Source organism: Bradyrhizobium sp. Leo170 (assembly GCF_004296405.1).
GTDB lineage: Bacteria > Pseudomonadota > Alphaproteobacteria > Rhizobiales > Xanthobacteraceae > Bradyrhizobium.
Genome location: NZ_PSRR01000023.1, coordinates 1 through 22,132 on the forward strand (window position 1 = coordinate 1; position 22,132 = coordinate 22,132).

Below are 22,132 nucleotides of genomic sequence, written 5' to 3' on the forward strand. Positions count from 1 at the left end.
TGCCGAGGCTGCCGGTTACGAACAGCTCCGCGCCCAACAAACAGATGCGCGCAAGCAGGGACGCCTGTTCGGCATCGGCATCGCCAGCTATGCCGAGTTGACCGGAATTGGTTCGCGGATCGCGGTGGCGCCGGGAATGCCGATCAATACCGGCTCGGAGACGGCGAAGATCACCATTGACTCGACCGGCGCCATCACCGCGGCTTTCGGGGTCGCCTCTCACGGGCAGGGGCTCGAAACCACGCTGGCCCAGATCGTCGCCGACGATCTCGGCGCAAGGTTCGAGGATGTCCGCGTGATCCAGGGCGACAGCGATGAGGTGCCGATGTCGACCGGCACTTATGCGAGCCGGAGCGCCGTGCTAGGCGGCGGCGCGGCCAAGCATGCGTCGTTTCTGCTGCGGGACAAGATCAGGCGCGTCGCCTCGTATCTCCTGGAAGCCAATCAGGACGATATCGACGTCAGCGACGGCAAGGCCGTCGTCATCGGCACTGATCGCGCGGTGACGTTCAAGCAAGTCGCGAAGGCCGTCTATTCCGACATGAAGACCTTGCCGGTCGAAGCGCGCGAGGAATTGAGCGCGGCCTACACCTACGATCCCATCAATGGAACGACCGCGGCAGCCACCCACATCGCCGCGGTGGAGATCGACCCGGCGACGTGCTTCGTACGAATTCTGAAATACGTGGTCGCAGAGGATTGCGGGAAGATCATCAATCCGATGATCGTTGACGGCCAGGTGCATGGCGGCGTGGCGCAGGGCATCGGCGCGGCGCTGTTCGAGGAATTGATCTACGACGATGACGCTCAGCTCCTGAGCGCGAGCCTGGTCGACTACGTGATCCCCTCCGCACCCGAAGTGCCGGTCATGGACGTCGTCCATATCGAAAGCGAGTCGGCGGTGGCCGGCGGATTCCGCGGCATGGGCGAGGGCGGCACGATCGGCGCACCGGCTGCCGTCGCGAACGCGATCGCCGACGCGCTGTCGCCGCTCGATATCGATGTTTCCATTCTTCCGATGACTCCAGAACGCATCTTTCGGCTCCTGGAGCAGGCCAGGCTCAAATCAAGAGGACAAGCTGATGAGTGATCTCAAGGGACGTGTCGCCCTCGTGACGGGAGGCGGACGGGACGTCGGCGCCGCCATCTCGAAGATGCTGGCGGAAAAGGGCGCGAGCGTCGCGGTCAACTATCACAGCTCGAAGGCCGAGGCTGAGGCTGTTGTCGCCGAGATTGCAAAGAGCGGCGGCAAGGCCAAGGCCTATCAAGCGGATATTTCGGACGCCGACGTCGTCAGGAAAATGGTCGAGAGCATCAGGAGCGATTTCGGCGGACTCGACATCCTCGTCAACAACGCCGGATTGGTGTTCCGCAAGCGCTTCAGCGAAAGCACGCCCGAGGACTGGAAGAAGCAGATCGACACCTGCCTCTACGGCGCGCTGAACTGTTCCCACAGCGCCGGACCGCTGCTGGAGGCATCAGGTCGCGGCCGCATCATCTCCATCATGGGAGACTCCTCGCGGGTCGGCGAGTCCGGTCTTGCGCTCGCGGCCGCCGCGCGCGCCGGCACGATCGCGCTGATGAAATCGCTCGCCCGCGAATGGGGACGTTCGGGCGTCACCGCCAATTCGATCTCGCTCGGCCTTATCGAGACCGCACACGACAAGACATGGGTGGACGCCAACCGCGACAAGCTGGTCAAGGCCTACGCCATCCGCCGGCTGGGATTGCCGTCCGACGTTGCGCCGCTGGTGACGCTGCTCGCATCCGATGCCGGAAGCTGGATCACCGGACAGGTGATCAGCGTCAACGGTGGATACAGCATGGTCTAGGAGAACGACGATGCTGCAGGTTGATTTGATCGCGCCGATCGCAACTCTCCTCGATCGTCACGCCAAACAGCGGCCCGGGAACGTGGCGTATTCGGATTCGTCGCGGGAGGTGACGTATGCGAACCTCGCCGAACACACCGCTGCGATCGCGGCCAATCTGGCGAAGGCCGGGCTGAAGGAAGGCGGCAAGGTTGCGATCTATCTGCCGAACGGCGTCGACTGGATCGAAGCCTGCTTCGCGGCCTTGCGCGCCGGCGCGGTCGTGGTGCCCATCAGCTTCGATGCGGCGGAAGGCGAGATCAGCTATCGCCTGACCGATGCCGGCTGCAGTCTTGTCATCACCGCGGCCGCAAGGAAGGAGCTAATTGGCAAGATCTGCCGTGATGCCGGAATCTCGCCGACAATCATGTTTGCCGGCACCGACGCGGCGAAAGCGGGGATGGCGCTGGCTGACCTCGCAACAGGCAGCGCCGCCAGGCCACTCGATCCCGACGATATCGACCGTTCTTCCTTTATCATCTACACCTCCGGCACGACGGGCCGGGCCAAGGGCGTGTTGCTATCGCTGCGCAGTATGCTGTGGATCGCCGCCTCATGCTGGGCGCCGATCTGCGAGCTGACCGAGAAAGACGTCGTTCTGTCGCCGCTACCGCTGTTCCACTCCTATGGTCTCAATCTCTCGGTGCTCACCGTGCTCGCGGTCGGCGCGAGCGAGCACATCATGGAGAGGTTCTCGCCGCAGCAGGCGCTCGATCTCCTGCAGACCGGGAAATATTCCGTTCTGCCCGGCGTGCCGACGATGTTCCACTATCTCCTGCATCGTGCGCAGGAGACCGGCGTCGAACGCCTCGGGTCCATCCGCCTCTGCATCTCCGCCGGCGCCATCATGCCGGCGACGCTGAACAAGGCGCTCGAGGAGCACTTCAACACGCGGCTGCTCGATGGCTACGGCATCACCGAAACCTCCACTATGGTCACCATGAACTGGCTGCACGGCGCGAGGCCGATGGGCTCATGCGGGCTGCCTGTGCTCGGCCTCGCCGTGCGTATCGTCGATCCATCTTCGCTCGAGGATGTCGCTATCGGGGAGGAGGGCGAGCTGATCGTGCGCGGACCGAACCTGATGCGCGGTTATCACAACAAGCCCGCGGAGACGGCGTCCGCGTTGCGCAAGGGCTGGTACCATACGGGCGATCTCGCGAAATCGGACGCCAGCGGTTACCTCACGATCACGGGCCGCATCAAGGAGCTGATCATCCGCGGCGGCCAGAACATCGCGCCAGCGGAGATCGAGGAAGTCGTGGTGCGGCACCCGCAGGTGACCGATTGCGCGGTCGTCGGCATCAAGCACGCGACGCTCGGCGAAGTGCCGTGTCTGTTCGTCGTGGCCAAGACCAATGAGCTGGATGTTGCTTCGCTGATGGCCCACTGCAAGGCCCACCTCTCATCCTACAAGATCCCCGAAGCCACCCATCTCGTGTCGGAGATCCCGCGCACAAGCTCGGGGAAGATCATGCGCTTCAAGCTGGTCGAGGCGTTGGGCCGGGCGTAATCCGCCAATCAGGAGTCGACGGAGCGCGGTCCCAGGGCGCCAAAGGCCTTGGGATCGTAGGTCAGCTTGTAGCGCATGTCGGCGGCGACGATCGGCTGCTTGCAGCGGTCGCAATTCACCGATGCATGAAAAACGTGGCCGCAGGTGAGGTGGGTGAGCAGCAGCGGCGGCTTGCCTTTCGACAGCCAACGGTCGCCCCATTGCAGCATGGTGATGAAGGGGCCGTAGAGGTCACGCCCCATGTCGGTGAGGAGATATTCATAGCGATCGGGCGAGCTTTGATATTGCCTGCGGTAGAACACGCCGCTTGCGACAAGCCGGTTCAGCCGGTCGGTCAGAATATTCGGTGCGATCTCGAGCTCGGTCAGGATCTTGTCGTAGCGGCGATTGCCGAAGAAGCCCTCGCGCACGACCATAAAACTCCATTTGTCGCCGATGATCTCCAGCGCGCGCGACACCGAGCTCGGACGGCCGAGCGAGAAGCGGCTGCCGTCGGAGGCGCGCCTGGTGTTGCGGCCGGCCTTGGCCGGATGGCGCCCGGCGCCCGGCCCATCGCGATACTTCGCATCTCGTGCGGTGACGCGTTCGCCGCAATGCGAGCACGCAACGATCGGATGACTGTCGCAACCGCAGCTCATGTGGACCAGCGTCAGCGGCGCGGGCCTGCCGCCGGCAAGCCAGCGGTCGCCGAACTGCATCAGGGCGATGAAGCTCGGATAGAGATCAAAGCCCATCTTGGTCAGACGATATTCCTTGCGCAGCGACGATCCTGGCGCGACCTGCCGAAAGATCGCAAGCTGCGTCAGCTTGCGCAGGCGATCGGTCAGTGTCGCGCGGGGAATCCCGAGTGCCGTGCGAAAGGCCTCGAACGTCTGCGCGCCGAAGAACGCCTCGCGGATGATCAGGAACGCCCAGGCGTCGGAGACGATGTCGAGCGTGCGCGCGACCGAACAATTCCGCTCGCGCCGGGCGGTGCCGACCTGAGCTTTACCGGCCTGGGCTTTGCTCGCCTTCGCAGCCGGCCGGGCCGATGGCTTCGTCGTCTGGAGCTTCGCGGTGGCAGGCATTCCCTGGACAATCCGTCTGCGCAGCCGCCATTCGCGGGCCGCCTTCTAAAGTCGGGGCTCGTTTAACACATCGGCGCGATTGACTCCCTCGAAAAATCAGTCTAGTTACGCATGTAACAAAAGTCTAGTTATGCATGTAATAAGCGGATCGCACCGCGTCCATTTTCCCTGGGAGGAACCTCATGAAGGCCGGAGTGCAGAAATTCCTGGTCGCAGCCGCGGCGATAGTCGTTTTCGCAAACCCTGCCGGCGCCCAGAGCCTCGCGATGTCCGACGGTGCCGTGAAGATCGGCGTGCTCACGGATATGTCGGGCCAGTTCTCCCACGAGTCCGGCGAGGGAGCCGTGACGGCAGTGAAGATGGCTGTCGAGGACTTTGGCGGCAAGGTGCTGGGGAAACCGATCGAGGTGCTGGTCGCCGATCATCAGAACAAGCCGGACACGGCTTCCGGACTGGCGCGCAAATGGTTCGATGTCGATCACGTCGACATGGTCGCCAACCTGATCAATTCCTCGATCGCGCTCACCGTCTCCCAGCTAGCGAAAGAGAAGAACAGGATCGCCATCATCAACGGCTCGGGATCGTCGCGCCTCACCAATGATGCCTGCACGCCCAACAGCGTTCACTATGCCTACGACACCTACGCGCTCGCGCGCGGCACGGGCAGCGCGCTGCTGAAGGCCGGTCAGAAGAGCTGGTACTTCCTCACCGCGGACTACGCCTTTGGACATGCGCTGGAGGCCGATACCTCCGCGGTCGTGAAGGGCCTGGGTGGAGAGATCGTCGGGTTGACACGGTACCCGATCGAGACATTCGATCAATCCTCATTCCTGCTGCAAGCACAGGCGTCGAAGGCTCAGGTCATCGGCCTTGCGGGCTCGGGCACCGTCCTGGTGAATGCGATCAAATCCGCGCAGGAGTTCGGGATCACTAAGGGAGGGCAGACGCTTGCAGGATTGCTCGTCTGGATCACCGATATCAAGAGCCTCGGACTGAGCTCAGCGCAGGGGCTCGTGCTGACGAACGCCTTCTATTGGGATCGCGATGACGAGACGCGCGCATGGTCCAGGCGCTTCTTCGAGCGCATGAAGCGGATGCCGCACATGGGCGACGCCGGCGACTACTCCTCGACCATGCACTATCTCAAGGCGATCGAGGCGGCCGGCACCGACGAGGCCCAGGCCGTGATGAGCAAAATGCGGGAAATGCCGGTCAACGACTTCTTCGCCAAGAACGGCCGCATCCGCGAGGACGGGCGCATGGTGCACGACATGTATGTGTACGAGGTGAAGAAGCCGTCGGAGTCCAAGGGCGATTGGGATTACTACAAGCTCCGCGAGGTGATCCCCGGCGACCAGGCGTTCCGCCCGGTCAAGGACAGCGTCTGCTCGCTGGTCAAGAAGGGGTAAGTCTGGATGGATCAGGACGTCGCCGCCAATGGTCTCGCCACTCTAACCCGGGAGCCGATCCGTACCGGCGCCGACTATATCGCGAGCTTGAGGGGCCGGAAGCTCAGGGTTTATCTGATGGGCGAGGCGGTCACGGAGCCGGTCGACCATCCGATCATCCGGCCCTCGATCAACGCGGTGGCCGAAACCTACGACCTCGCCAACGACAATCCGGAACTTGCAGCGGCGCTCTCGCCATTGACCGGCGAGCGCATCAACCGCTTCCTGCATATCGCGACCAGCCCCGGTGATCTCGTGATGCAGAACAAGATGCAGCGCCGGCTCGGACAGTTGACGGGCACCTGCTTCCAGCGCTGCGTCGGCATGGACGCGCTGAACGCGCTGCATTCGGTGACCTATGATCTGGATCAGAAGCACGGCACTGGTTACCACGGCCGGTTCAAAGATTTCCTGGCCCGGATCCAGAGGTCGAACCTCGTGATCGGCGGCGCGATGACCGACGTGAAGGGTGATCGTGGCAAGTCGCCTTCGGAGCAGGCCGATCCCGATCTCTTCGTCCACGTCACACGGCGCACACCGCAGGGCGTCTATATCAGCGGCGCCAAGGCGCATCAGACCGGCTGCATAAACTCGCACTGGCTTATCATCATGCCGACGATGAGGCTGGAGGTGGACGACAAGGACTATGCGATCGTCGGCGCCGTGCCGGTGGATGCGAAAGGCATCACCTATATCTACGGCCGGCAATCCTGCGACACCCGTAGCGCCGAGGACGGCGACATCGACGCCGGCAATGCGCGGTTTGCCGGCCAGGAAGCAATGATCGTGTTCGAGGATGTGTTCATTCCCTTCGAGCACATCTTCATGGACAGCGAGGCGGAGTTCGCGGCCTCGCTGGTCGAGCGCTTCACCTGCTATCACCGCCGCAGCTATGTCTGCAAAACCGGCGTCGGCGATGTCCTGATCGGCGCGGCGGCGACGATTGCCGACTATAACGGTGTCGAACGCGCGTCCCATATCCGCGACAAGCTCGTCGAGATGACCCATCTCAACGAGACGATCTACGGCACAGGCGTCGCGGCGAGCCATCAGGGTACGGAGATGAAATCCGGCGCCTATCTGCCGGACGAGATGCTCGCGAACGTCTGCAAGCACCACGTCACGCGGCTGCCTTACGAGATCGGCCGGCTGGCGCAGGACCTCGCTGGCGGACTGATGGTGACCTTGCCGTCGGAGCGAGAGCTCAGGCATGAAACGGTCGGTCCGATGATCGAAAAGTACCTGAAGGGGCGGTCCGAGATCGCAACTGAAGACAGGATCCGCATTCTGCGCTTGGTGGAGAACATGACGCTCGGCAGGAATGCCGTGGGCTATCTGACCGAATCCATGCATGGGGCGGGTTCGCCGCAAGCCCAGCGCATCCAGATCGCCCGCGCGATGCAGATCGAGTTCAAGAAGGAACTGGCCAGGACACTGGCCGGCATCGCCTCCGCATCCCGCGCCGAGATCACCGACGATCTGGTGACCTACATGGCGAGGGTGTTCGCACCCGTTCCCGCCCGAGCGCGCACGCACTGAGAGAACTCCAATGGCAATGACCATGAGCGGAGAGATCCAGCTTGCCGCCCCGAGGGTCGTGGTGTGGGCCAAGCTGAACGATCCTGAGGTTCTGAAAGCCTGTATTCCCGGCTGCGAGGAATTGGAGAAGACCGATGATCAGGGCTTTCGTGCGGTTGCCAGGATGAAGGTCGGCCCCGTGTCCGCGCGATTCAGAGGGAAGGTCGCCTTGAGCGATCTCGACCCGCCGAAAGGCTACAAGATTTCGGGAGAAGGTGAGGGTGGTGTGGCCGGCTTTGCGAAGGGCAGCGCCAAAGTCGATCTGCTCGAACGCGACGGCGGTACCCTGTTGAGCTATCACGTCGATGCACAGATCGGCGGGAAGCTAGCGCAGCTGGGCCAGCGACTTGTCAACGGCACAGCCAAAAAACTCGCGGATGAATTCTTCGCAAATTTTGCACGAGCGCTCTAACTGGGGTTCAGCAATGGATCGCGCACGAACGGCGGCTTTTGGTTGGCTATCAAGTCGCCATGTCGCAAGTTAGGCCGCCCTCCGGTACGCGAACTGGGATCCAGCGATAGTGGTTAGCGCGATGTAACTATTGTCGGAGGCGAAACTCTCAGTTTCCGGCGTGGCTCAATGGTAGGTTTTGGCCCAGCAGAGTCGAAAATACTCTATCTTTCAATGGGGATTGACTGACACTCTCTCCGTCACCGCCAAAATCCCCCATTGCAACAGACAGTTCCGCTGTCTTCGGAGCGGGCTTATTTCGTCCTGCACAAAGGTCTGTACAGCGCCCTGTACAATTCCTGATTCGGAGCGAGATGCCAGCTAAATGGTGTCCGTCGTCAGATAATTTGAGACTGATCAGGCAGTTCGAGAAGGAGGCTCTGGCTCATCAGGGGTTAGAGTTTAAGCGGCCTGCAGTCGATGCTGCAAGCGGCGGTTGGCGATGGTGGCAAGCTTGATACGGTTGCGTTCTGCGAGAATCATCTCCGCCCTGCCGAAGTAGACGTCGGCCGGCGTCAGATTGTCGATGCTCTCGTGATAGCGGACGTGATTGTAGTGTTCGACAAAGGCGCCGATCTGCCGTTCGAGATCGCCAGGCAGGTAGTAGTTGTCGAGCAGGATGCGGTTCTTCAGGGTCTGATGCCAGCGTTCGATCTTGCCTTGGGTCTGGGGATGATACGGCGCCCCGCGCACATGCTGCATGCCCTTGGCTTCGAGCCACATGGCTAGATCGTCTGCCACGTAACTCGAGCCGTTGTCGCTGAGAAGCCGCGGCCGGTGCGCAACGGTGATGTGGTCGAGGCCGGACGCTGCGAGCGCCTGGTCGAGCGTGGCTGTGACCTCGGAAGCGCACATCGTCGGACCAAGCCTCCAGGCCACGATATAGCGCGAGAAGTCATCGAGCACGGTCGACAGATAGTACCAGCCCCAGCTGGTGATCTTGAGGTACGTGAAGTCGGTCTGCCAGAGCTGGTTGATGGCGGTGGTCTTGTCCTTGAACTCGTTCGCCGCCTTGATCACCACATAGGCCGGGCTGGTGACGAGGTCGTGGGCCTTCAGCAGCCGATAGACTGAGGCCTCCGAGACAAAATACTGTCGCTCGTCGGTGAAGCGCACGGCCAGCTCGCGCGGCGACAGCTCCGGAAACTCCAGCGCCAGGTCAATGATCTGGCCGCGCACATCGTCGGGGATGCGATTCCAGACCCGGTCCGGCCGCGGCCGATGGTCAGCCAACGCCTCGATCCCACCTTCACGGTAGCGGTCGTACCAGCGATAAAACGTGGCCCGCGGGATACCGAGCTTGTCCAGCGTACGTTTGGCCGGCAGCTGTGACTGCTCGACCAGCTGGATGATCTCGGCCTTCTCGGATGCGGGATATCTCATGCCTCGTTCTCCCCATCCCCGTTCATGCTTTTTTTGAGCAGGCGGTTCTCCAGGGTGAGGTCGGCCACAACTTCCTTCAACGCTGCCGTCTCGCGACGCAGCTCCTTCACCTCGCCGGAGGTCGCGGCACGCGCGGTATCGCCCGCCAGCCGGCGCTTACCGGCTTCGAGGAACTCCTTGGACCAGCCATAATACATCGAGGCGGCGATGCCTTCGCGGCGGCATAGCTCGGAAATGTTCTCCTCGCCGCGCAGCCCCTCCAGCACGATACGGATCTTCTCTTCGGCCGAATACTGCCGCCGCGTCTGACGACGGATGTCCTTTAGAACTTGTTCTGCCGGCGCTTTGCCCGGTCCGGATTTCTGTTTCATCTGCGCTCCTGGTGGCTACGATGAACCAGAAATCCTCCCTCCGCAAAATCCTTCAATTTGTCTCAAGGGTGCTGACGGCGAACACATGGAGACGCGAAAATTGTGTGCAGTTGCATGCGGCCAGCTCCTTCATGCGTCGCTACTCGGCAGCTAGATGCTGGCGAGAAACGCCGCCGCAGCCCTGCCATGTTCGTATCTGAGCTGAGCGACATCGATCCCGACCGGTGCGCCATCCGTGACGCGCCATTTGCCCTTGATCATGACGCGGTCCGCTCGATGCGCGCCGCAGAGAACCAGAGCCGCGATCGGGTCTCCGGCTCCTGAAAATCGCAATTCTTCCAGCGTGAAGCAGGCAAGGTCGGCCTGACGGCCAACTTCGATCTTGCCGATATCACTGCGTCCAAGGCATCGGGCGGAGCCTTCCGTCGCCCACCTGAACGCATCGAGGTGGGTGACTGCGGATGCGTCGTACGAGCCGTCCAAGCAGGAATGCGTGGCGCACCGACTCCATCAGGTTCGAACTGTCGTTCGAGGCAGAGCCGTCCACACCGAGGCCGATGGTCGCGCCCGCAGCTTCCAGATCCCTGGTCCGGCAGATGCCCGACGATAGCACCATGTTCGAGGTCGGGCAGTGACAGATGCCCATGGCGTGCGCGCCCAGCCGCGAGATTTCGGCGTCATTGAAGTGGATGCCGTGTGCGAGCCAGACGCGTTCGTTCATCCAGCCGACCTGTTCGAGATAGTCGAGCGGACGGCAGCCATAATGGTGAAGGCAGTAATCATCCTCATCATGCGTTTCGCCGAGATGAGTATGGAGCAGGCAGTGATGCTTCGAAGCAAGTGTTGCCGTGTCGATCATCATCTGGCGCGTGACGTTGAACGGCGCGCACGGCGCCAATGCAACGCGCAGCAGCGAGCCTTCGCGAGGATCGTGATACTTCGCCAGCACCCGTTCGCAATCGGCGATCGCCGTATCGTGATCCTGCATCAATCGTTCGTCGGCGATGCCTCCGTTCGCAAAGCCGAGATTGATGGCGCCGCGCGTCAGCGTCATCCGCATTCCAAGCCGAGAGGCTTCCTCCGCTTCGATATCGACGGCGTCAGCCATGTCTTGCGGAAAAACGAACAGATGGTCGGAGGCCGTGGTGCAGCCGGACATCAACAGTTCGGTCAGCGCCACACGGACCGCGAGCCGGAAGCGGTCGCGGTCGAGATGGGAGCCCCAGATCGGGTAGAGCTGCTTGAGCCAGGGGAACAGCGGCTTGTTGATCGCCTGAGGGTGGGCGCGCGTCAGTGTCTGGAAGAAGTGGTGGTGCGCATTGACGAGGCCGGGAATGATCACGTGCCGGCGTGCATCGAATATCTCATCGCATGGCGTTGTCGGGCCGTCCGATCCGACCAGTTCGATGATCTTTCCGTCCTCAATGACAAGCCCGCGCTTGCCGCCATCCGCCAGCATGGCAATCGGATCGCGAATCCAGGTCTTCATCGGATGAGCGCCGCTAAACCGGCTTCTTGTGCGCGAGTGAGCGGTTTGATTCCGCTGCAAGAAACAGCTCGGCGGGCACCATCACGCGTTTTGACATAGGGCATTCTCGACCTCCGCAAATCCGATCGGTCGGAGAGCAAGACGGATGCCAGACACTATCAAGCTCATTCCGCGGTAAGGCACCGCCGCGACATCGCTCAGCGAAATGCGGTGCCAGCCGTCAACCTCGCGGCGGCGGTGGGTGAGCGAGGCGCCTGTCGGTTGTCGATTCCGCCGTGCCCCGGACCTCCCCTTGCAGCGACTTGGCGCGCAGCTTGCTTGTGTTCACCATGAGCGCGGCGAGATCCGTGCTTTTACGGGATCGAGGCTCATCGGAGACATGGACCAGTCTGGATTTGCCAATCTGAAGCCGCGTCTGGTGCTGACTGGTATCACCAAGCGCTATCCCAGTGTCGTCGCCAACGACGATGTCTCGCTGAGCATCCGTCCCGGCGAGATCCACGCCGTGCTGGGCGAGAACGGTGCCGGCAAAAGCACGCTCATGAAGATGATCTACGGCGTCACCAAGCCGGACGCCGGCACCATCATGTGGAACGATCAGTATGAAACCATCGCCGCGCCGGCACAGGCGCGGCGGATGGGCATCGGCATGGTGTTCCAGCATTTCTCGCTGTTCGAGACGCTGACGGTCTGGGAGAACATCGCACTCGCGCTGGATGAGCCTGTTCCGACCGCGAAGCTGGCGCCACGGATAACAGAAGTATCGGAGAAGTACGGACTGCCCGTCGACCCCTATCGGCTGGTTCACAGCATGTCGGTGGGCGAAAGACAACGGGTTGAGATCGTTCGCTGCCTGCTTCAGGAGCCGAAGCTCCTGATTATGGACGAGCCGACGTCAGTGCTGACACCGCAGGCCGTCCTTACCCTGTTCAAGACGCTACGCCGGCTGGCGGCGGAAGGATGCAGCATCCTCTACATCAGCCACAAGCTCGATGAAATCCGCGCGCTCTGTGATACCGCAACTGTGCTGCGCGGCGGACGGGTCAGCGGCACGGCTATTCCGCGCAATGAGACCAATGAAGGCCTGGCGCGGATGATGATTGGCGGCGAACTGGCGGAATGCCGCCTCACGCCGCGCGAAGCCAAAGAAGAAAGACTGAAGGTCGAGCGTCTGTCGCTGGCTTCGCCTGATCCTTTCGGGACGTCGCTCAAGGAGATCGACCTGACGGTGCGCAGCGGTGAGATCCTCGGTATCGCCGGCGTCTCCGGCAACGGCCAGAAGGAATTGATGACGGCGCTCTCGGGCGAGCGCTTGAGCCCGGCTTCCATGATCAAGCTGTTGGGGCAGCCGGCCGGCAATTTCAATCCGGCGCAGCGGCGCGCGCTTGGCCTGACCTTCGTTCCGGAGGAGCGGCTTGGACGCGGCGCGGTGCCGCCGATGAGCCTGACCCAGAACGCGCTTCTGACCGGAGCGCGAAAGGGCATGGTGCAGAGGGGCATCATCCATCCGTCGGTCATGAAGGCCTTTTCAAAGAACGTGATCGAGCGATTCAAGGTCAAATGCGGCGGCGACCAATCGGTCGCCTCTAGCCTGTCCGGCGGCAATCTTCAGAAATTCATCGTCGGCAGGGAGACGATGCTGCAGCCCAAGATGATGATCGTGGCGCAACCGACCTGGGGCGTGGATGTCGGCGCGGCGCAATTGATCAGGCAGGCCCTGATCGATCTGCGCGATCAGGGCGTCGCGATTCTGGTGATTTCAGAGGAACTGGATGAGCTCTTCGCCATCAGCGATCGCCTTGCGGTGATCGCCGACGGACGTGTTTCGCCGTCGGTCAAGCCTGCGGAGACATCGATCGAGCAGATTGGGACATGGATGAGCGGCAAGTTCGGCGATCGGGCGGACGACCGCGCGGCTTCCGCAAACGCACATCTGGAGACGGCCAATGCTCAAGCTTGAGCGGCGCGCGACGCCGTCGTCCATCATGAGCGTCGCTTCGCCGCTGCTGGCGGCGGTCGGTATGCTCGTAACCGGATTCGTGCTGTTCAAGGTCTTAGGCAAGGATCCGGTGGAGGCGTTCTATCTGTTCTTCGTCAAGCCGGTGTCGACCACCTACGGCATCGGGGAATTGCTCCTGAAAACGACGCCCTTGCTGCTCTGCGGATTGGGTCTCGCCTTGGGCTTCAGAGCCAATGTTTGGAACATCGGCGCCGAAGGACAGCTCACCATGGGAGCGATCGCCGGCGGCGGCGTCGCACTCTGGTTCGGCGACAGCGAATCTGCGTTTGCGATGCCATTGATGCTACTGGCCGGAGTGCTCGGCGGGATGGCCTGGGCCGCGATTCCCGCCTTTCTTCGAACCCGGTTCAACACCAACGAAATTCTCGTCACGTTGATGCTGGTCTACATTTCCCAGTTGGTGCTGTCGTGGCTCGTGCACGGGCCATGGCGCGATCCGCAGGGGCTGAACTATCCGCAGTCGCAAGGCTTCGGCGATGCCGAGACGATGTCGATCCTCATCAGCGGAACACGGGTGACCTGGGGCATTGTCTATGCGCTCGGGCTGGCACTGGTGGCCTGGATATTCTCGCAGAAGACCTTTGCCGGCTTCCGGATGCAGGTCGCGGGGCTGGCTCCTGCCGCGGCGGCCTATGCCGGCTTCTCGGAAAAGCGCAACATCTGGATTGCGCTGATGATCTGTGGCGCCACCGCCGGGCTCGCCGGCGTGTGCGAAGTCGCCGGTCCCATCGGCCGGCTGCAACAGCAGATATCGCCCGGCTACGGCTTCGCCGCCATCATCGTGGCCTGGATCGGCCGGCTGCATCCGATCGGCGTCGTGTTCGGCGCGCTGCTCATGTCGCTGCTTTATCTCGGCGGCGAGGCGGCGCAGATGGGCATGGGCTTGCCGTCCGCGATCACCGGGCTCTTCCAAGGCTTGTTGCTGTTCTACCTCCTGGCCGCCGATTTGTTCATCACGTTCCGGCTGAAACGCGTTGCGCCGGTCGAGGCCAATACCTTGAAACCACCGGTACAGGCGGAGACCGCCGCATGAATCCCATTGTCCCGATGATCGCCAGCACCGTGGTCGCGGCCACGCCGCTGATCTACGCGGCTCTTGGCGAAACCGTCGTCGAACGGTCCGGCGTCCTCAATCTCGGCATCGAGGGCATGATGCTGATCGGTGCGGTGACCGGCTTCGCCACGACATATGCGACCGGCAGCGCTGCGCTTGGTTTCCTCGCTGCGGCCTGCGCCGCTGTCGCGTTGTCCCTGCTTTTCGGCTTTCTCACGCTCAACCTGCAGACCAATCAGGTCGCCACCGGCCTCGCGCTCACCTTGTTCGGCATCGGCCTGTCGGCCTTCGTTGGCTACAACTACGCCGGCCTGCCGGTGAACCGGCTGACGCCGATCACCATTCCCGGGCTGACCGCCATTCCCGTGGTGGGCGATCTCCTGTTTCACTACGACATCATGGTCTATCTCTCCATTGCACTGTTCGTCGGTGTGCAGTGGTTTCTGACGAAGTCGCGCACCGGCCTGACGCTGCGGGCGATCGGCGAGTCGCCGAGCGTCGCGCATTCGATCGGCAAGTCCGTCCTGAAGACCCGCTACCTGGCTGTGATGTTCGGCGGGGCGATGGCTGGCATCGCGGGTGCGTATCTATCGCTGGTCCAGACCCCGATGTGGGTCGAGGGCATGTCTGCCGGCAAGGGCTGGATCGCGCTTGCGCTCGTGGTTTTCGGCACGTGGAAGCCGACACGCATCGTTGTCGGTGCGTATCTCTTTGGTGGTGTCACGCAATTCCAACTGTTCGCGCAGGGCTTCGGTCTGCCGATCCCGACCGAGTTCCTGTCGATGCTGCCTTACGCGGCGACGATCATCGTGCTGGTGATCATCTGCCGCGATCCCAAGACCATCTTGTTGAACCAACCGGCTTCCCTTGGCCGGAGTTTCCATTCGGCCGCGTGATCAGGGGCCTCGCGGTGCGGCTTCAGCAATTCAAGCTCCAGACAAAGGTAGGCGTTATGCAACGAAGAACGTTCTTGAAAATGTGGTCCATGGCCACCGCGGTGGGTTTGGCGATGGCCGCGCCGGTCGCGGCTCCGGCTGCCGAGCCGCTGAAGGTCGCTTTCGTCTATTTGGGACCGCGTAGCGACGGAGGCTGGACGCAGCAGCACGATCTGGCCCGGCTGGCGCTTGAGAAGGCGATGGGCTCTGCGATCAAGACCACCTTCGTGGAAAACGTCCCGGAAACCGCGGATTCCGAACGCGTCTTCCGTCAGCTCGCAGCCGACGGCAACAAGCTGATCTTTGCAACTTCGTTCGGCTACATGGAGCCGCTTCAGAAGGTCGCCAAGCTGTTTCCGGACGTCAAGTTCGAGCACGTCAACGGCTTCAAGACGGCGGCCAATATCACGGTCTACGAGCCGCGCTTCGAGGAAGGCTTCTACCTGATCGGCACGATCGCCGGGCTTATGACGAAGACGAACACGCTTGGCTTCATCGGTTCGTTCCCGATCCCGAGCGTCATGCGCAATATCAACGCGATGGCCCTTGGTGCTCAAGCCGTGAATCCGAAGATCAAGGTAAAGCCGATCTGGGTCAACACCTGGTATGATCCCGGCAAGGAGCGCCAGGCGGCAGACACGTTGATTGCGCAGGGTGCGGACAACGTTGCCCAGAACACGGACTCGCCGGCCTCGATCCAGGCAGCGCAGGAGAAGGGCACCTATGCGTTCAGCATCGATGCCGATATGTCGAGCTTCGGCAAGAAAGCCCAGCTCTCTGGTTCGACGGAAGACTGGAGCGGTTATTACATCGACGAAACCAAGAAAGTGCTCGATGGCACCTGGACCGGTAATCGGCGCATCCGTTGGGGTCTCAAGGAAGGATTGGTGGTGATGGCTCCGCTCAATCCCGATATCCCGCCAGAAGTTGTGAAGGTGTTTGAGGAAAAGAAGGCGGCGATCATCGCGGGCACGCTTAATCCATTTGCCGGACCGATCAAGGACAACACCGGCAAGGAAATGGTTCCCGCCGGCGGCAAGATGTCCGAGGCCACTTTCAGCTCGCTCAATTGGTACGTTGAAGGGGTCGAGGGTACCGTTCCAAAATAAGGCTTAACCGTCGGGCGGGCGACAAGTCAGCGAACGAAGTGCGGGTGGCTCGCGGCGAGACCACTCGCACCTTGCGCTGTAAGGCGGCCGATAGGCCAATTCCTCCTTGATGGGCCGGCGCAGACAGCCTTTATCCGCTCGCCTCGCGCATCATCGTCTTGAGCAATTCCGCCAGCACGCTTGCGATCGCGCTGGTTCCCCGTTCGTGACCGATCAGCATCAAGGTCTGGGATTCGTGCGACAGTTCGCGGACCGGCAGGTAGACGAGGCGTCCCGCCCGCCGCTCAAACTCGATATCGAACGGCGTGAGAAAGGTGATCCCGTTGTCGACCATCGCGGAGTGCCTCATGATCTCGATGGCATTGGTCTCGATGATCGGCTGCAGATCCAGTGAGACGCGCGTAAACGCGGTGTTCAAGTAAGGCCTGATCGCGCTCGTGTCGTCGGCAACGACAAGTGGATAGTCGATGCAGTCGCTCAGCCGGATACCGGTTCGCTTCGCAAGCGGATGGTTCGGCGCCATGACGGCACCGAGCTTGGCGCCGGCGCGCGCCAGGACCTTCAGATTGCCGTCCTTGGTAAAGTCGAATCCGATACCGAGATCGGCTTCGCCGTTGGCGACAGCGAACTGAATCTCCTCGCCCGTGTTGAACAGCGTCAGATTGAGCTTGACCCTTGGATTGGCGATCCGGAACGCCTTTACCGTTCCAGGGACCAGGTTCGACGCGAGCCCGCTCATCATCGCCATGGTGATCTCGCCGCGCCGCAGCCCCTTGAGCTCCTCGATCTTGGTTTGCGCGCGCGTCAGTTCTTTCAGGGTCTGCCTGACGTGGCCGATCAGAACTTCTCCTGCAGCGGTCAGGACCAGTTTCTTTGGCAGCCGTTGAAAAATTGGCGTGCCCAATTGGCTTTCCAGAGCCAGGATCTGGCGGCTGATGGCGGAAGCCGCGACGTTCAAATGATTGGCAGCCTTGCGGATCGAGCCCGTCCGCGCAACCTCGTCGATATAGTTCAACAGCCGACCGTGAAGCATTTCCCTTCTACCCGGTTGTGCCTTCGGAGCAGATGACCTCGCGTTGCCCAAAAGGCAACGGACTTGCCGAATTAAAGCGCTTTCAAGTGATGGCGGCGCGTGCACAATCGCAAGCCTGAATAGCAGGCAATCCGCGCCGGACTCTTTTGCAGGCCTCCGGCGCAGCCAGCCGTGGGAGCCGAATGAAAGAATGGTGCTGAAGTCGCATTGGTGGTGGGATCTGAGCACGAAGGATTTCGCCGAACTCGACGCGGAGAGCGTGGTCGCGATCCTGCCCGTGGGCGCCGTCGAGCAGCATGGGCCGCATCTGCCCGTTAGGGTCGATGCCGCCATCAATGCGGGCATCATGGCCCGAGCAGTTGAGCTGATGCCGCCGGATTTGATGGCGCTGGTCTTGCCGATGATGCCGGTCGGCAAATCCGACGAGCATCTGGCATTTCCCGGCACGCTGACATTGTCGCACGAAACACTCGGGCGCGTCTGGTACGAACTGGGCGAGTGCGTCCATCGGGCTGGCGTCCGCAAGATTCTGTTCCTGAATTCGCATGGCGGTCAGCCGCAGTTACTCGAGATCGTCTGCCGCGATTTGCGCGTCAAGCTCGGTATGTTCGCCGTCAGCGTGATGTGGCCGCGGCTGATCGACCTGGATGCCCTGTTTCCGCCCGAGGAAAATCGGCATGGCATTCATGGCGGTCAGAGCGAGACCAGCGTGATGCTGCATCTGTATCCCGAGCTCGTAGAGATGAATCATGCTGAACACTTCGTCCCGCTGTCGGTCGAGATCGAACGCGAGTCGCAAATGCTCGGTCCAGAAGCCGGCGCCAAGTTCGGCTGGCAGGCGCAGGACCTGCATCCAAAGGGCGCCTGCGGCGACGCCACCAAGGCGACTACCGAGCTTGGCCGGCTGGTCGTCGAGCGCTCTGCTGCTCGGCTTATCAAGCTGATCGAGGAGATCAGCCGTTATCCATTGTCGCGCATCACGGCCCATACGGCGTTCGATGGATCGCGGCGCGGATGACCAGAAGGAGATTGAACACGTGGCATTCAGTGCCGTAGACCTTGCGCAGGCGACAGCTTTCCGGATTTCACCGAAGGACACCAATTACTTCGTGATGCTGTTCGATCAGGAGACCGACCGGATCGACAACGTCTTCGTCATCGAGATATTCAAGGTCGGCGGCGCCACGCCGCCGAACGAGCATAGCGGGGCGCATGAATTCTTCCACGTCCTGCACGGGGAGGGCGTTGCGCATTGCGACGGCAAGACCGTGGCGATCAAGAAGGGCGACTCGCTGCTGCTGCATCCGGGTTCCGAGCATGTGATCGAGAACACCGGCACCGGCAAGCTCTATACGCTCACGGTGATGACGCCGAATGAAGATTTCGCCGAGCTGATCCGCGGCGGCGAGCGCGTCGAGCTCGAAGCCGACGACATCCGCATCCTGCAGGGGCAATAGCCGATGAGTTCGGCCTCACATCGTGCCAGCGAGGACGGAGCTTTGCGGCCGCTCGGATCGAGCGAGCGCAATCGCTGGTGCGTGTCAGCGGCTCGCGCCGACCTGGTGCGCGATCCGATTCCACCGAAACCGGTGACACTGCAGGCCGACGGCAAGCTGATCACCATCGATCTCGCGCGCACGGCGATGATCGTGGTCGATATGCAGAACGACTTCTGCCACCCGAACGGCTGGCTGGCGCATATCGGCGTGGATGTCGCCCCGGCGCGGCGGCCGATCGCCCCGCTGCGCCGGCTGCTCCCACTGCTGCGCAAACATGATGTGCCGGTGATCTGGGTCAACTGGGGCAACCGGCCCGACCGGCTCAATCTCAGCCCGGCGCTTCTGCACGTTTATAACCCCGATGGCCGCGGCGTCGGTCTCGGCGATCCGTTGCCTGGCTCCGGCGCAAAGGTGCTCGAGCGCGGAAGCTGGTCGGCCGCGATTGTCGATGAGCTCGAGACCGATCCGTCCGATATCCAGGTTGCGAAGTATCGGATGTCTGGTTTCCAGGACACCGAGCTCGACAGCATTCTGCGCAATCTCGGCGTCACCACGCTGATGTTCGCCGGCGTCAATGCCGACCAGTGCGTGTTGTGCACGCTGCAGGACGCCAACTTCCGCGGCTATGACTGCCTGCTGTTGGAAGATTGCGTGGCCACCACATCGCCGGACTATTGCCTCGCGGCGACCCTCTACAATGTGCGCCAATGCTTCGGCTTCGTCCTGAGCTCGCAGACGATCGTCGCGGGGCTCGGCGAAGGCGGGCAGCAAGCAGCGAAGATCATGCCATGAACGAGCTTTCGTCCGACACCCTCGCGCGACTCATCGACGATCTCGGTGACGTACCTGTCGTTACCGATCCCAAGGTCGTGCGCCGGCGCTCGCGCGATTTCTTCTGGTACAGCCCGGTGCTGAACGAGCGATCGAACGGCATGTCGGCCGATCTCGTCGCCTCGCCGCGGGACGAAGCCGACGTCGTCCGCGTTGCCGCCGCCTGTGCTCGGCATCGCATTCCGATCACGGTGCGCGCGGGTGGCACCGGCAATTACGGCCAAGCCGTGCCGCTGCGCGGCGGTGTGCTGCTCGACGTTCTGGCGCTCGACAGTACCAAATGGGTCAAGCCGGGCCTGATCCGGGTCGGCGCTGGCGCAAAGCTGAACACGATCGATGCCGAGCTGCAGCCCCACGGCTGGGAGCTGAGGATGCATCCGTCCACCAAGCGCACGGCGACGATCGGCGGCTTCGTGGCGGGCGGATCGGGCGGCGTCGGCTCGGTCATTCACGGTGGCTTGCGCGAGCCCGGCAATATCCTCGCCGCGCGCGTAGTCACGGTCGAGGAAGAGCCGCGCGTCATCGAGTTGCGTGGCGACGCGGCGCAGAAGATCAACCGCGCCTACGGCACGACCGGCATCATCACCGAACTCGAAATGCCGCTGGCGCCCGCCTGGCGATGGATCGATGTCGTGGTGGCGTTCGACGATTTCGTCGACGCGGCCGCGTTCGGCTACGAGGCCGCGCTGGCGGATGGGATCGTCAAGAAGCTGCTGTCCCCGATCACCGCACCGCTGCCGTCGTATTTCGGTGCGCTGAAGCCGTACTGTCCCGACGGCAAGAGCATCCTGATCGCGATGATCGCCGAACCCTCGCTCGAGAGCTTCAAGTCGCTATTGGCGAGCCGCGGCACCATCACGCTGGAGACGCCGACCGACGAGAGTCCGGGGCAGGTGCCGCTCTACGAATACACTTGGAACCACACCACGCTGCAGGTCCTGAAGACCGACCGTTCGGTCACCTATCTACAATGTCTTTATCCGCATGACCGGCTGATGGAGAAGGTGGTCGAGATGCGCAAGTTGTTTCGGGACGAGGTGTTGCAGCATCTGGAGTTCATTCGCTTCGGCGGCCGCGTCACCTGCAGTGGGCTGCCCGTCGTGCGCTACACCAATGCAGACAGGCTGAACGAGATCATCAGCCTGCACGAGGCGCGCGGCGTCCATATCGCCAATCCGCATGTCTTCACGGTGGAGGACGGCAGCCGCTATAAGCGCGCCGATGCCGATCAGCTCGGCTTCAAGCACGAGGTCGATCCGTACGGCCTGCTCAACCCCGGCAAGATGCGCAGCTTCGTGCTCGAGCGGCCGTGAGATGCGGGTGCTCTATGTCTATTGCCATCCGCTGAGCGAAAGCTTTCACGCCGCGATCCGGAAAGAGACGCTGGCCGGGCTGGCTGAGGCGGGCCACACCGTCGACCTGCTCGACCTCTATGCTGAGGGCTTTGATCCGGTACTGACGGCGGAGCGCCGACGCGACTATCACGACCCCGCGCGCAACCGCGCCAACAACCAGGCCCATGCCGACCGCCTGATGGCCGCGGACGCGCTGGTCGTGCAGTTCCCTACCTGGTCCTTCGGTCCGCCGGCGATGCTGAAGGGCTGGTTCGACCGGATGTTCGGTCCCGGCATTGCGCTGGATCTGTCGGATCCGTCGCATGCCAAGCCGATGCTGATGCATATCCGCCGTATCACCGGCATCTCGACCTATGGTCGCCCGCGCTGGCAGGCGATCGGCATGGCTGATCCGCCGCGCCGGATCATCAAGCGCTACCTGCGCTGGTTCACCGGCTCGAAAGCGTCGGTCAGTTACTACGCGCTCTATCACATGAATGTCGCGACGGATGCGCAGCGCGGCCGGTTCCTCGCCAAGATAAGGCGCGAGATGGTGCGGTTCTAACCGTCCGCGGGCGCGGCGGCGATCGCCTCGATTTCGACGAAGAACTCAGGACGCGTGAAGCCGGACACGATCACCAGGGTCGAAGCCGGCGGAGTTCCCTGAAAATGCCGGTCGCGTGAGCGCATATAGCCCTGCATGTGCTCGCGGGCGGTCACGTAAGCATTGAGCCGGATGACATTTGCGAGCGTCATACCGTCCTCGGCGAGGATGGCCGCGATACTGGCAAAGCACAGATCAGCCTGCTGCTCGCATTGCGACGGGATCGTCTCGTCGGCGGCAATGCCGAGCTGGCCCGAGGTGACGACGAGGCGATGGTTTGGTGCAACGGAAACGCCGTGGCTGTAGCGCGCAAAGGGCGGCCTGATCGAAGCTGGAGAAAGCGAACGCAAGGTCACCCCCGGGAGACAACTGTTAGCAGGGCGCAAAGCGTAACGCCGATTGCCTGCTACTTCCACCACATACGCCACGCGCCCTCTAGAACTCCGCGATCGATGCTGTTGCTTCAAAGGCAACGGATCGCTCGAATAAAAATGCTTTCAGGCGACAGGCGGCTGTGCATCCTTGGCATCCATTGAGGACGG

The 22,132-nt window shown here is 62.2% G+C and carries 19 protein-coding genes and 1 pseudogene; 15 read left to right on the forward strand and 5 right to left on the reverse strand.

Annotated features, from left to right (window positions below; translation table 11 throughout):
- From CWO89_RS06720 to CWO89_RS06730, 3 genes are all read left to right on the forward strand, one after another.
- The coding region (locus tag CWO89_RS06720) for a molybdopterin cofactor-binding domain-containing protein (RefSeq protein ID WP_165421033.1) at positions 1 to 1,090 on the forward strand (1,090 nt) is incomplete at its 5' end.
- Positions 1,083 to 1,832: an SDR family NAD(P)-dependent oxidoreductase gene (locus tag CWO89_RS06725; protein WP_245475780.1), complete on the forward strand. Its 750-nt coding sequence runs from the start codon at positions 1,083 to 1,085 to the stop codon at positions 1,830 to 1,832. The genes CWO89_RS06720 and CWO89_RS06725, both read left to right, overlap by 8 nt.
- A 10-nt stretch (positions 1,833 to 1,842) precedes the next feature.
- Complete coding sequence (locus CWO89_RS06730) at positions 1,843 to 3,384, forward strand: class I adenylate-forming enzyme family protein (RefSeq protein ID WP_130577853.1); 1,542 nt, start codon at positions 1,843 to 1,845, stop codon at positions 3,382 to 3,384.
- Between the two features lie 8 nt (positions 3,385 to 3,392).
- Here CWO89_RS06730 and CWO89_RS06735 read toward each other — a convergent pair whose 3' ends face one another.
- Entirely contained in the window at positions 3,393 to 4,451 is a 1,059-nt protein-coding gene (locus CWO89_RS06735; RefSeq protein WP_130577854.1) for a winged helix-turn-helix transcriptional regulator, read from the reverse strand.
- Between the two features lie 182 nt (positions 4,452 to 4,633).
- Between CWO89_RS06735 and CWO89_RS06740 the strand changes: the two genes are divergently transcribed.
- Genes CWO89_RS06740 through CWO89_RS06750 form a run of 3 tightly spaced genes read left to right on the forward strand, consistent with a single transcriptional unit; the run spans position 4,634 to position 7,889 of the window.
- Positions 4,634 to 5,860, forward strand: coding sequence for an ABC transporter substrate-binding protein (locus CWO89_RS06740; RefSeq protein WP_130577855.1), 1,227 nt, complete (start codon positions 4,634 to 4,636; stop codon positions 5,858 to 5,860).
- A 6-nt stretch (positions 5,861 to 5,866) separates the two neighbouring features.
- Positions 5,867 to 7,438 carry a 4-hydroxyphenylacetate 3-hydroxylase family protein gene (locus CWO89_RS06745; RefSeq protein ID WP_130577856.1) on the forward strand — a complete coding sequence of 524 codons (1,572 nt, stop codon included), beginning with the start codon at positions 5,867 to 5,869 and terminating at the stop codon, positions 7,436 to 7,438.
- A 10-nt stretch (positions 7,439 to 7,448) separates the two neighbouring features.
- Positions 7,449 to 7,889, forward strand: a complete 441-nt coding sequence (locus CWO89_RS06750) for an SRPBCC family protein (RefSeq protein WP_130577857.1) — start codon at positions 7,449 to 7,451, stop codon at positions 7,887 to 7,889.
- Between the two features lie 441 nt (positions 7,890 to 8,330).
- Here CWO89_RS06750 and CWO89_RS06755 read toward each other — a convergent pair.
- Both CWO89_RS06755 and CWO89_RS06760 read right to left on the reverse strand, forming a co-directional pair.
- A protein-coding gene (locus CWO89_RS06755; RefSeq protein ID WP_130577858.1) for an IS3 family transposase occupies positions 8,331 to 9,682 on the reverse strand; the annotation gives its coding sequence in 2 pieces (ribosomal slippage) (positions 8,331 to 9,346 and positions 9,346 to 9,682; 1,353 coding nt in all).
- A 150-nt stretch (positions 9,683 to 9,832) separates the two neighbouring features.
- Positions 9,833 to 11,171 (reverse strand): annotated as a pseudogene (locus CWO89_RS06760) (8-oxoguanine deaminase).
- Between the two features lie 379 nt (positions 11,172 to 11,550).
- Between CWO89_RS06760 and CWO89_RS06765 the strand changes: the two are divergent.
- From CWO89_RS06765 to CWO89_RS06780, 4 genes are all read left to right on the forward strand, one after another.
- Positions 11,551 to 13,131: an ABC transporter ATP-binding protein gene (locus CWO89_RS06765; RefSeq protein WP_130577859.1), complete on the forward strand. Its 1,581-nt coding sequence runs from the start codon at positions 11,551 to 11,553 to the stop codon at positions 13,129 to 13,131.
- Positions 13,118 to 14,224, forward strand: a complete 1,107-nt coding sequence (locus CWO89_RS06770; RefSeq protein ID WP_130577860.1) for an ABC transporter permease — start codon at positions 13,118 to 13,120, stop codon at positions 14,222 to 14,224. The genes CWO89_RS06765 and CWO89_RS06770 overlap by 14 nt, the downstream gene beginning before the upstream one ends.
- Positions 14,221 to 15,141 carry an ABC transporter permease gene (locus CWO89_RS06775; protein WP_028161877.1) on the forward strand — a complete coding sequence of 307 codons (921 nt, stop codon included), beginning with the start codon at positions 14,221 to 14,223 and terminating at the stop codon, positions 15,139 to 15,141. Before CWO89_RS06770 ends, CWO89_RS06775 begins: the two co-directional genes overlap by 4 nt.
- A gap of 80 nt (positions 15,142 to 15,221) precedes the next feature.
- Positions 15,222 to 16,289, forward strand: coding sequence for a BMP family ABC transporter substrate-binding protein (locus tag CWO89_RS06780; protein ID WP_207234420.1), 1,068 nt, complete (start codon positions 15,222 to 15,224; stop codon positions 16,287 to 16,289).
- A 130-nt stretch (positions 16,290 to 16,419) separates the two neighbouring features.
- Here CWO89_RS06780 and CWO89_RS06785 read toward each other — a convergent pair whose 3' ends face one another.
- Positions 16,420 to 17,322: a LysR family transcriptional regulator gene (locus tag CWO89_RS06785; RefSeq protein WP_130577862.1), complete on the reverse strand. Its 903-nt coding sequence runs from the start codon at positions 17,320 to 17,322 to the stop codon at positions 16,420 to 16,422.
- 190 nt (positions 17,323 to 17,512) lie between these two features.
- Between CWO89_RS06785 and CWO89_RS06790 the strand changes: the two genes are divergently transcribed.
- The 5 genes from CWO89_RS06790 to CWO89_RS06810 are packed head-to-tail and all read left to right on the forward strand — an operon-like array spanning position 17,513 to position 21,551.
- Positions 17,513 to 18,340, forward strand: a complete 828-nt coding sequence (locus tag CWO89_RS06790; protein WP_130577863.1) for a creatininase family protein — start codon at positions 17,513 to 17,515, stop codon at positions 18,338 to 18,340.
- A 19-nt stretch (positions 18,341 to 18,359) separates the two neighbouring features.
- A complete protein-coding gene (locus CWO89_RS06795; RefSeq protein ID WP_245475782.1) occupies positions 18,360 to 18,779 on the forward strand; it encodes a cupin domain-containing protein in 420 nt (139 codons plus the stop codon).
- Positions 18,780 to 18,782: 3 nt separating this feature from the next.
- Positions 18,783 to 19,613: a cysteine hydrolase family protein gene (locus tag CWO89_RS06800; protein ID WP_130577865.1), complete on the forward strand. Its 831-nt coding sequence runs from the start codon at positions 18,783 to 18,785 to the stop codon at positions 19,611 to 19,613.
- Positions 19,610 to 20,965: an FAD-binding oxidoreductase gene (locus tag CWO89_RS06805; protein WP_130577866.1), complete on the forward strand. Its 1,356-nt coding sequence runs from the start codon at positions 19,610 to 19,612 to the stop codon at positions 20,963 to 20,965. Before CWO89_RS06800 ends, CWO89_RS06805 begins: the two co-directional genes overlap by 4 nt.
- Before the next feature lies 1 nt (position 20,966).
- Positions 20,967 to 21,551, forward strand: a complete 585-nt coding sequence (locus CWO89_RS06810; protein WP_130577867.1) for an NAD(P)H-dependent oxidoreductase — start codon at positions 20,967 to 20,969, stop codon at positions 21,549 to 21,551.
- On the opposite strand, the gene CWO89_RS06815 is transcribed toward CWO89_RS06810, so the two are convergent.
- Positions 21,548 to 21,946, reverse strand: a complete 399-nt coding sequence (locus tag CWO89_RS06815) for a RidA family protein (RefSeq protein WP_130577888.1) — start codon at positions 21,944 to 21,946, stop codon at positions 21,548 to 21,550. The two genes, CWO89_RS06810 and CWO89_RS06815, sit on opposite strands and share 4 nt — an antisense overlap.
- Between the last annotated feature and the right edge of the window lie 186 nt (positions 21,947 to 22,132).

What these genes read in the sequence shown, in the direction of transcription:
- CWO89_RS06725 (WP_245475780.1), top strand. Translation starts at nt 1,083, where the DNA reads ATGAGTGATCTCAAGGGACGTGTCGCCCTCGTGACGGGAGGCGGACGG.
- CWO89_RS06730 (WP_130577853.1), top strand. Translation starts at nt 1,843, where the DNA reads ATGCTGCAGGTTGATTTGATCGCGCCGATCGCAACTCTCCTCGATCGT.
- CWO89_RS06735 (WP_130577854.1), bottom strand. Translation starts at nt 4,451, where the DNA reads ATGCCTGCCACCGCGAAGCTCCAGACGACGAAGCCATCGGCCCGGCCG.
- CWO89_RS06740 (WP_130577855.1), top strand. Translation starts at nt 4,634, where the DNA reads ATGAAGGCCGGAGTGCAGAAATTCCTGGTCGCAGCCGCGGCGATAGTC.
- CWO89_RS06745 (WP_130577856.1), top strand. Translation starts at nt 5,867, where the DNA reads ATGGATCAGGACGTCGCCGCCAATGGTCTCGCCACTCTAACCCGGGAG.
- CWO89_RS06750 (WP_130577857.1), top strand. Translation starts at nt 7,449, where the DNA reads ATGGCAATGACCATGAGCGGAGAGATCCAGCTTGCCGCCCCGAGGGTC.
- CWO89_RS06765 (WP_130577859.1), top strand. Translation starts at nt 11,551, where the DNA reads ATGGACCAGTCTGGATTTGCCAATCTGAAGCCGCGTCTGGTGCTGACT.
- CWO89_RS06770 (WP_130577860.1), top strand. Translation starts at nt 13,118, where the DNA reads ATGCTCAAGCTTGAGCGGCGCGCGACGCCGTCGTCCATCATGAGCGTC.
- CWO89_RS06775 (WP_028161877.1), top strand. Translation starts at nt 14,221, where the DNA reads ATGAATCCCATTGTCCCGATGATCGCCAGCACCGTGGTCGCGGCCACG.
- CWO89_RS06780 (WP_207234420.1), top strand. Translation starts at nt 15,222, where the DNA reads ATGTGGTCCATGGCCACCGCGGTGGGTTTGGCGATGGCCGCGCCGGTC.
- CWO89_RS06785 (WP_130577862.1), bottom strand. Translation starts at nt 17,322, where the DNA reads ATGCTTCACGGTCGGCTGTTGAACTATATCGACGAGGTTGCGCGGACG.
- CWO89_RS06790 (WP_130577863.1), top strand. Translation starts at nt 17,513, where the DNA reads ATGGTGCTGAAGTCGCATTGGTGGTGGGATCTGAGCACGAAGGATTTC.
- CWO89_RS06800 (WP_130577865.1), top strand. Translation starts at nt 18,783, where the DNA reads ATGAGTTCGGCCTCACATCGTGCCAGCGAGGACGGAGCTTTGCGGCCG.
- CWO89_RS06805 (WP_130577866.1), top strand. Translation starts at nt 19,610, where the DNA reads ATGAACGAGCTTTCGTCCGACACCCTCGCGCGACTCATCGACGATCTC.
- CWO89_RS06810 (WP_130577867.1), top strand. Translation starts at nt 20,967, where the DNA reads ATGCGGGTGCTCTATGTCTATTGCCATCCGCTGAGCGAAAGCTTTCAC.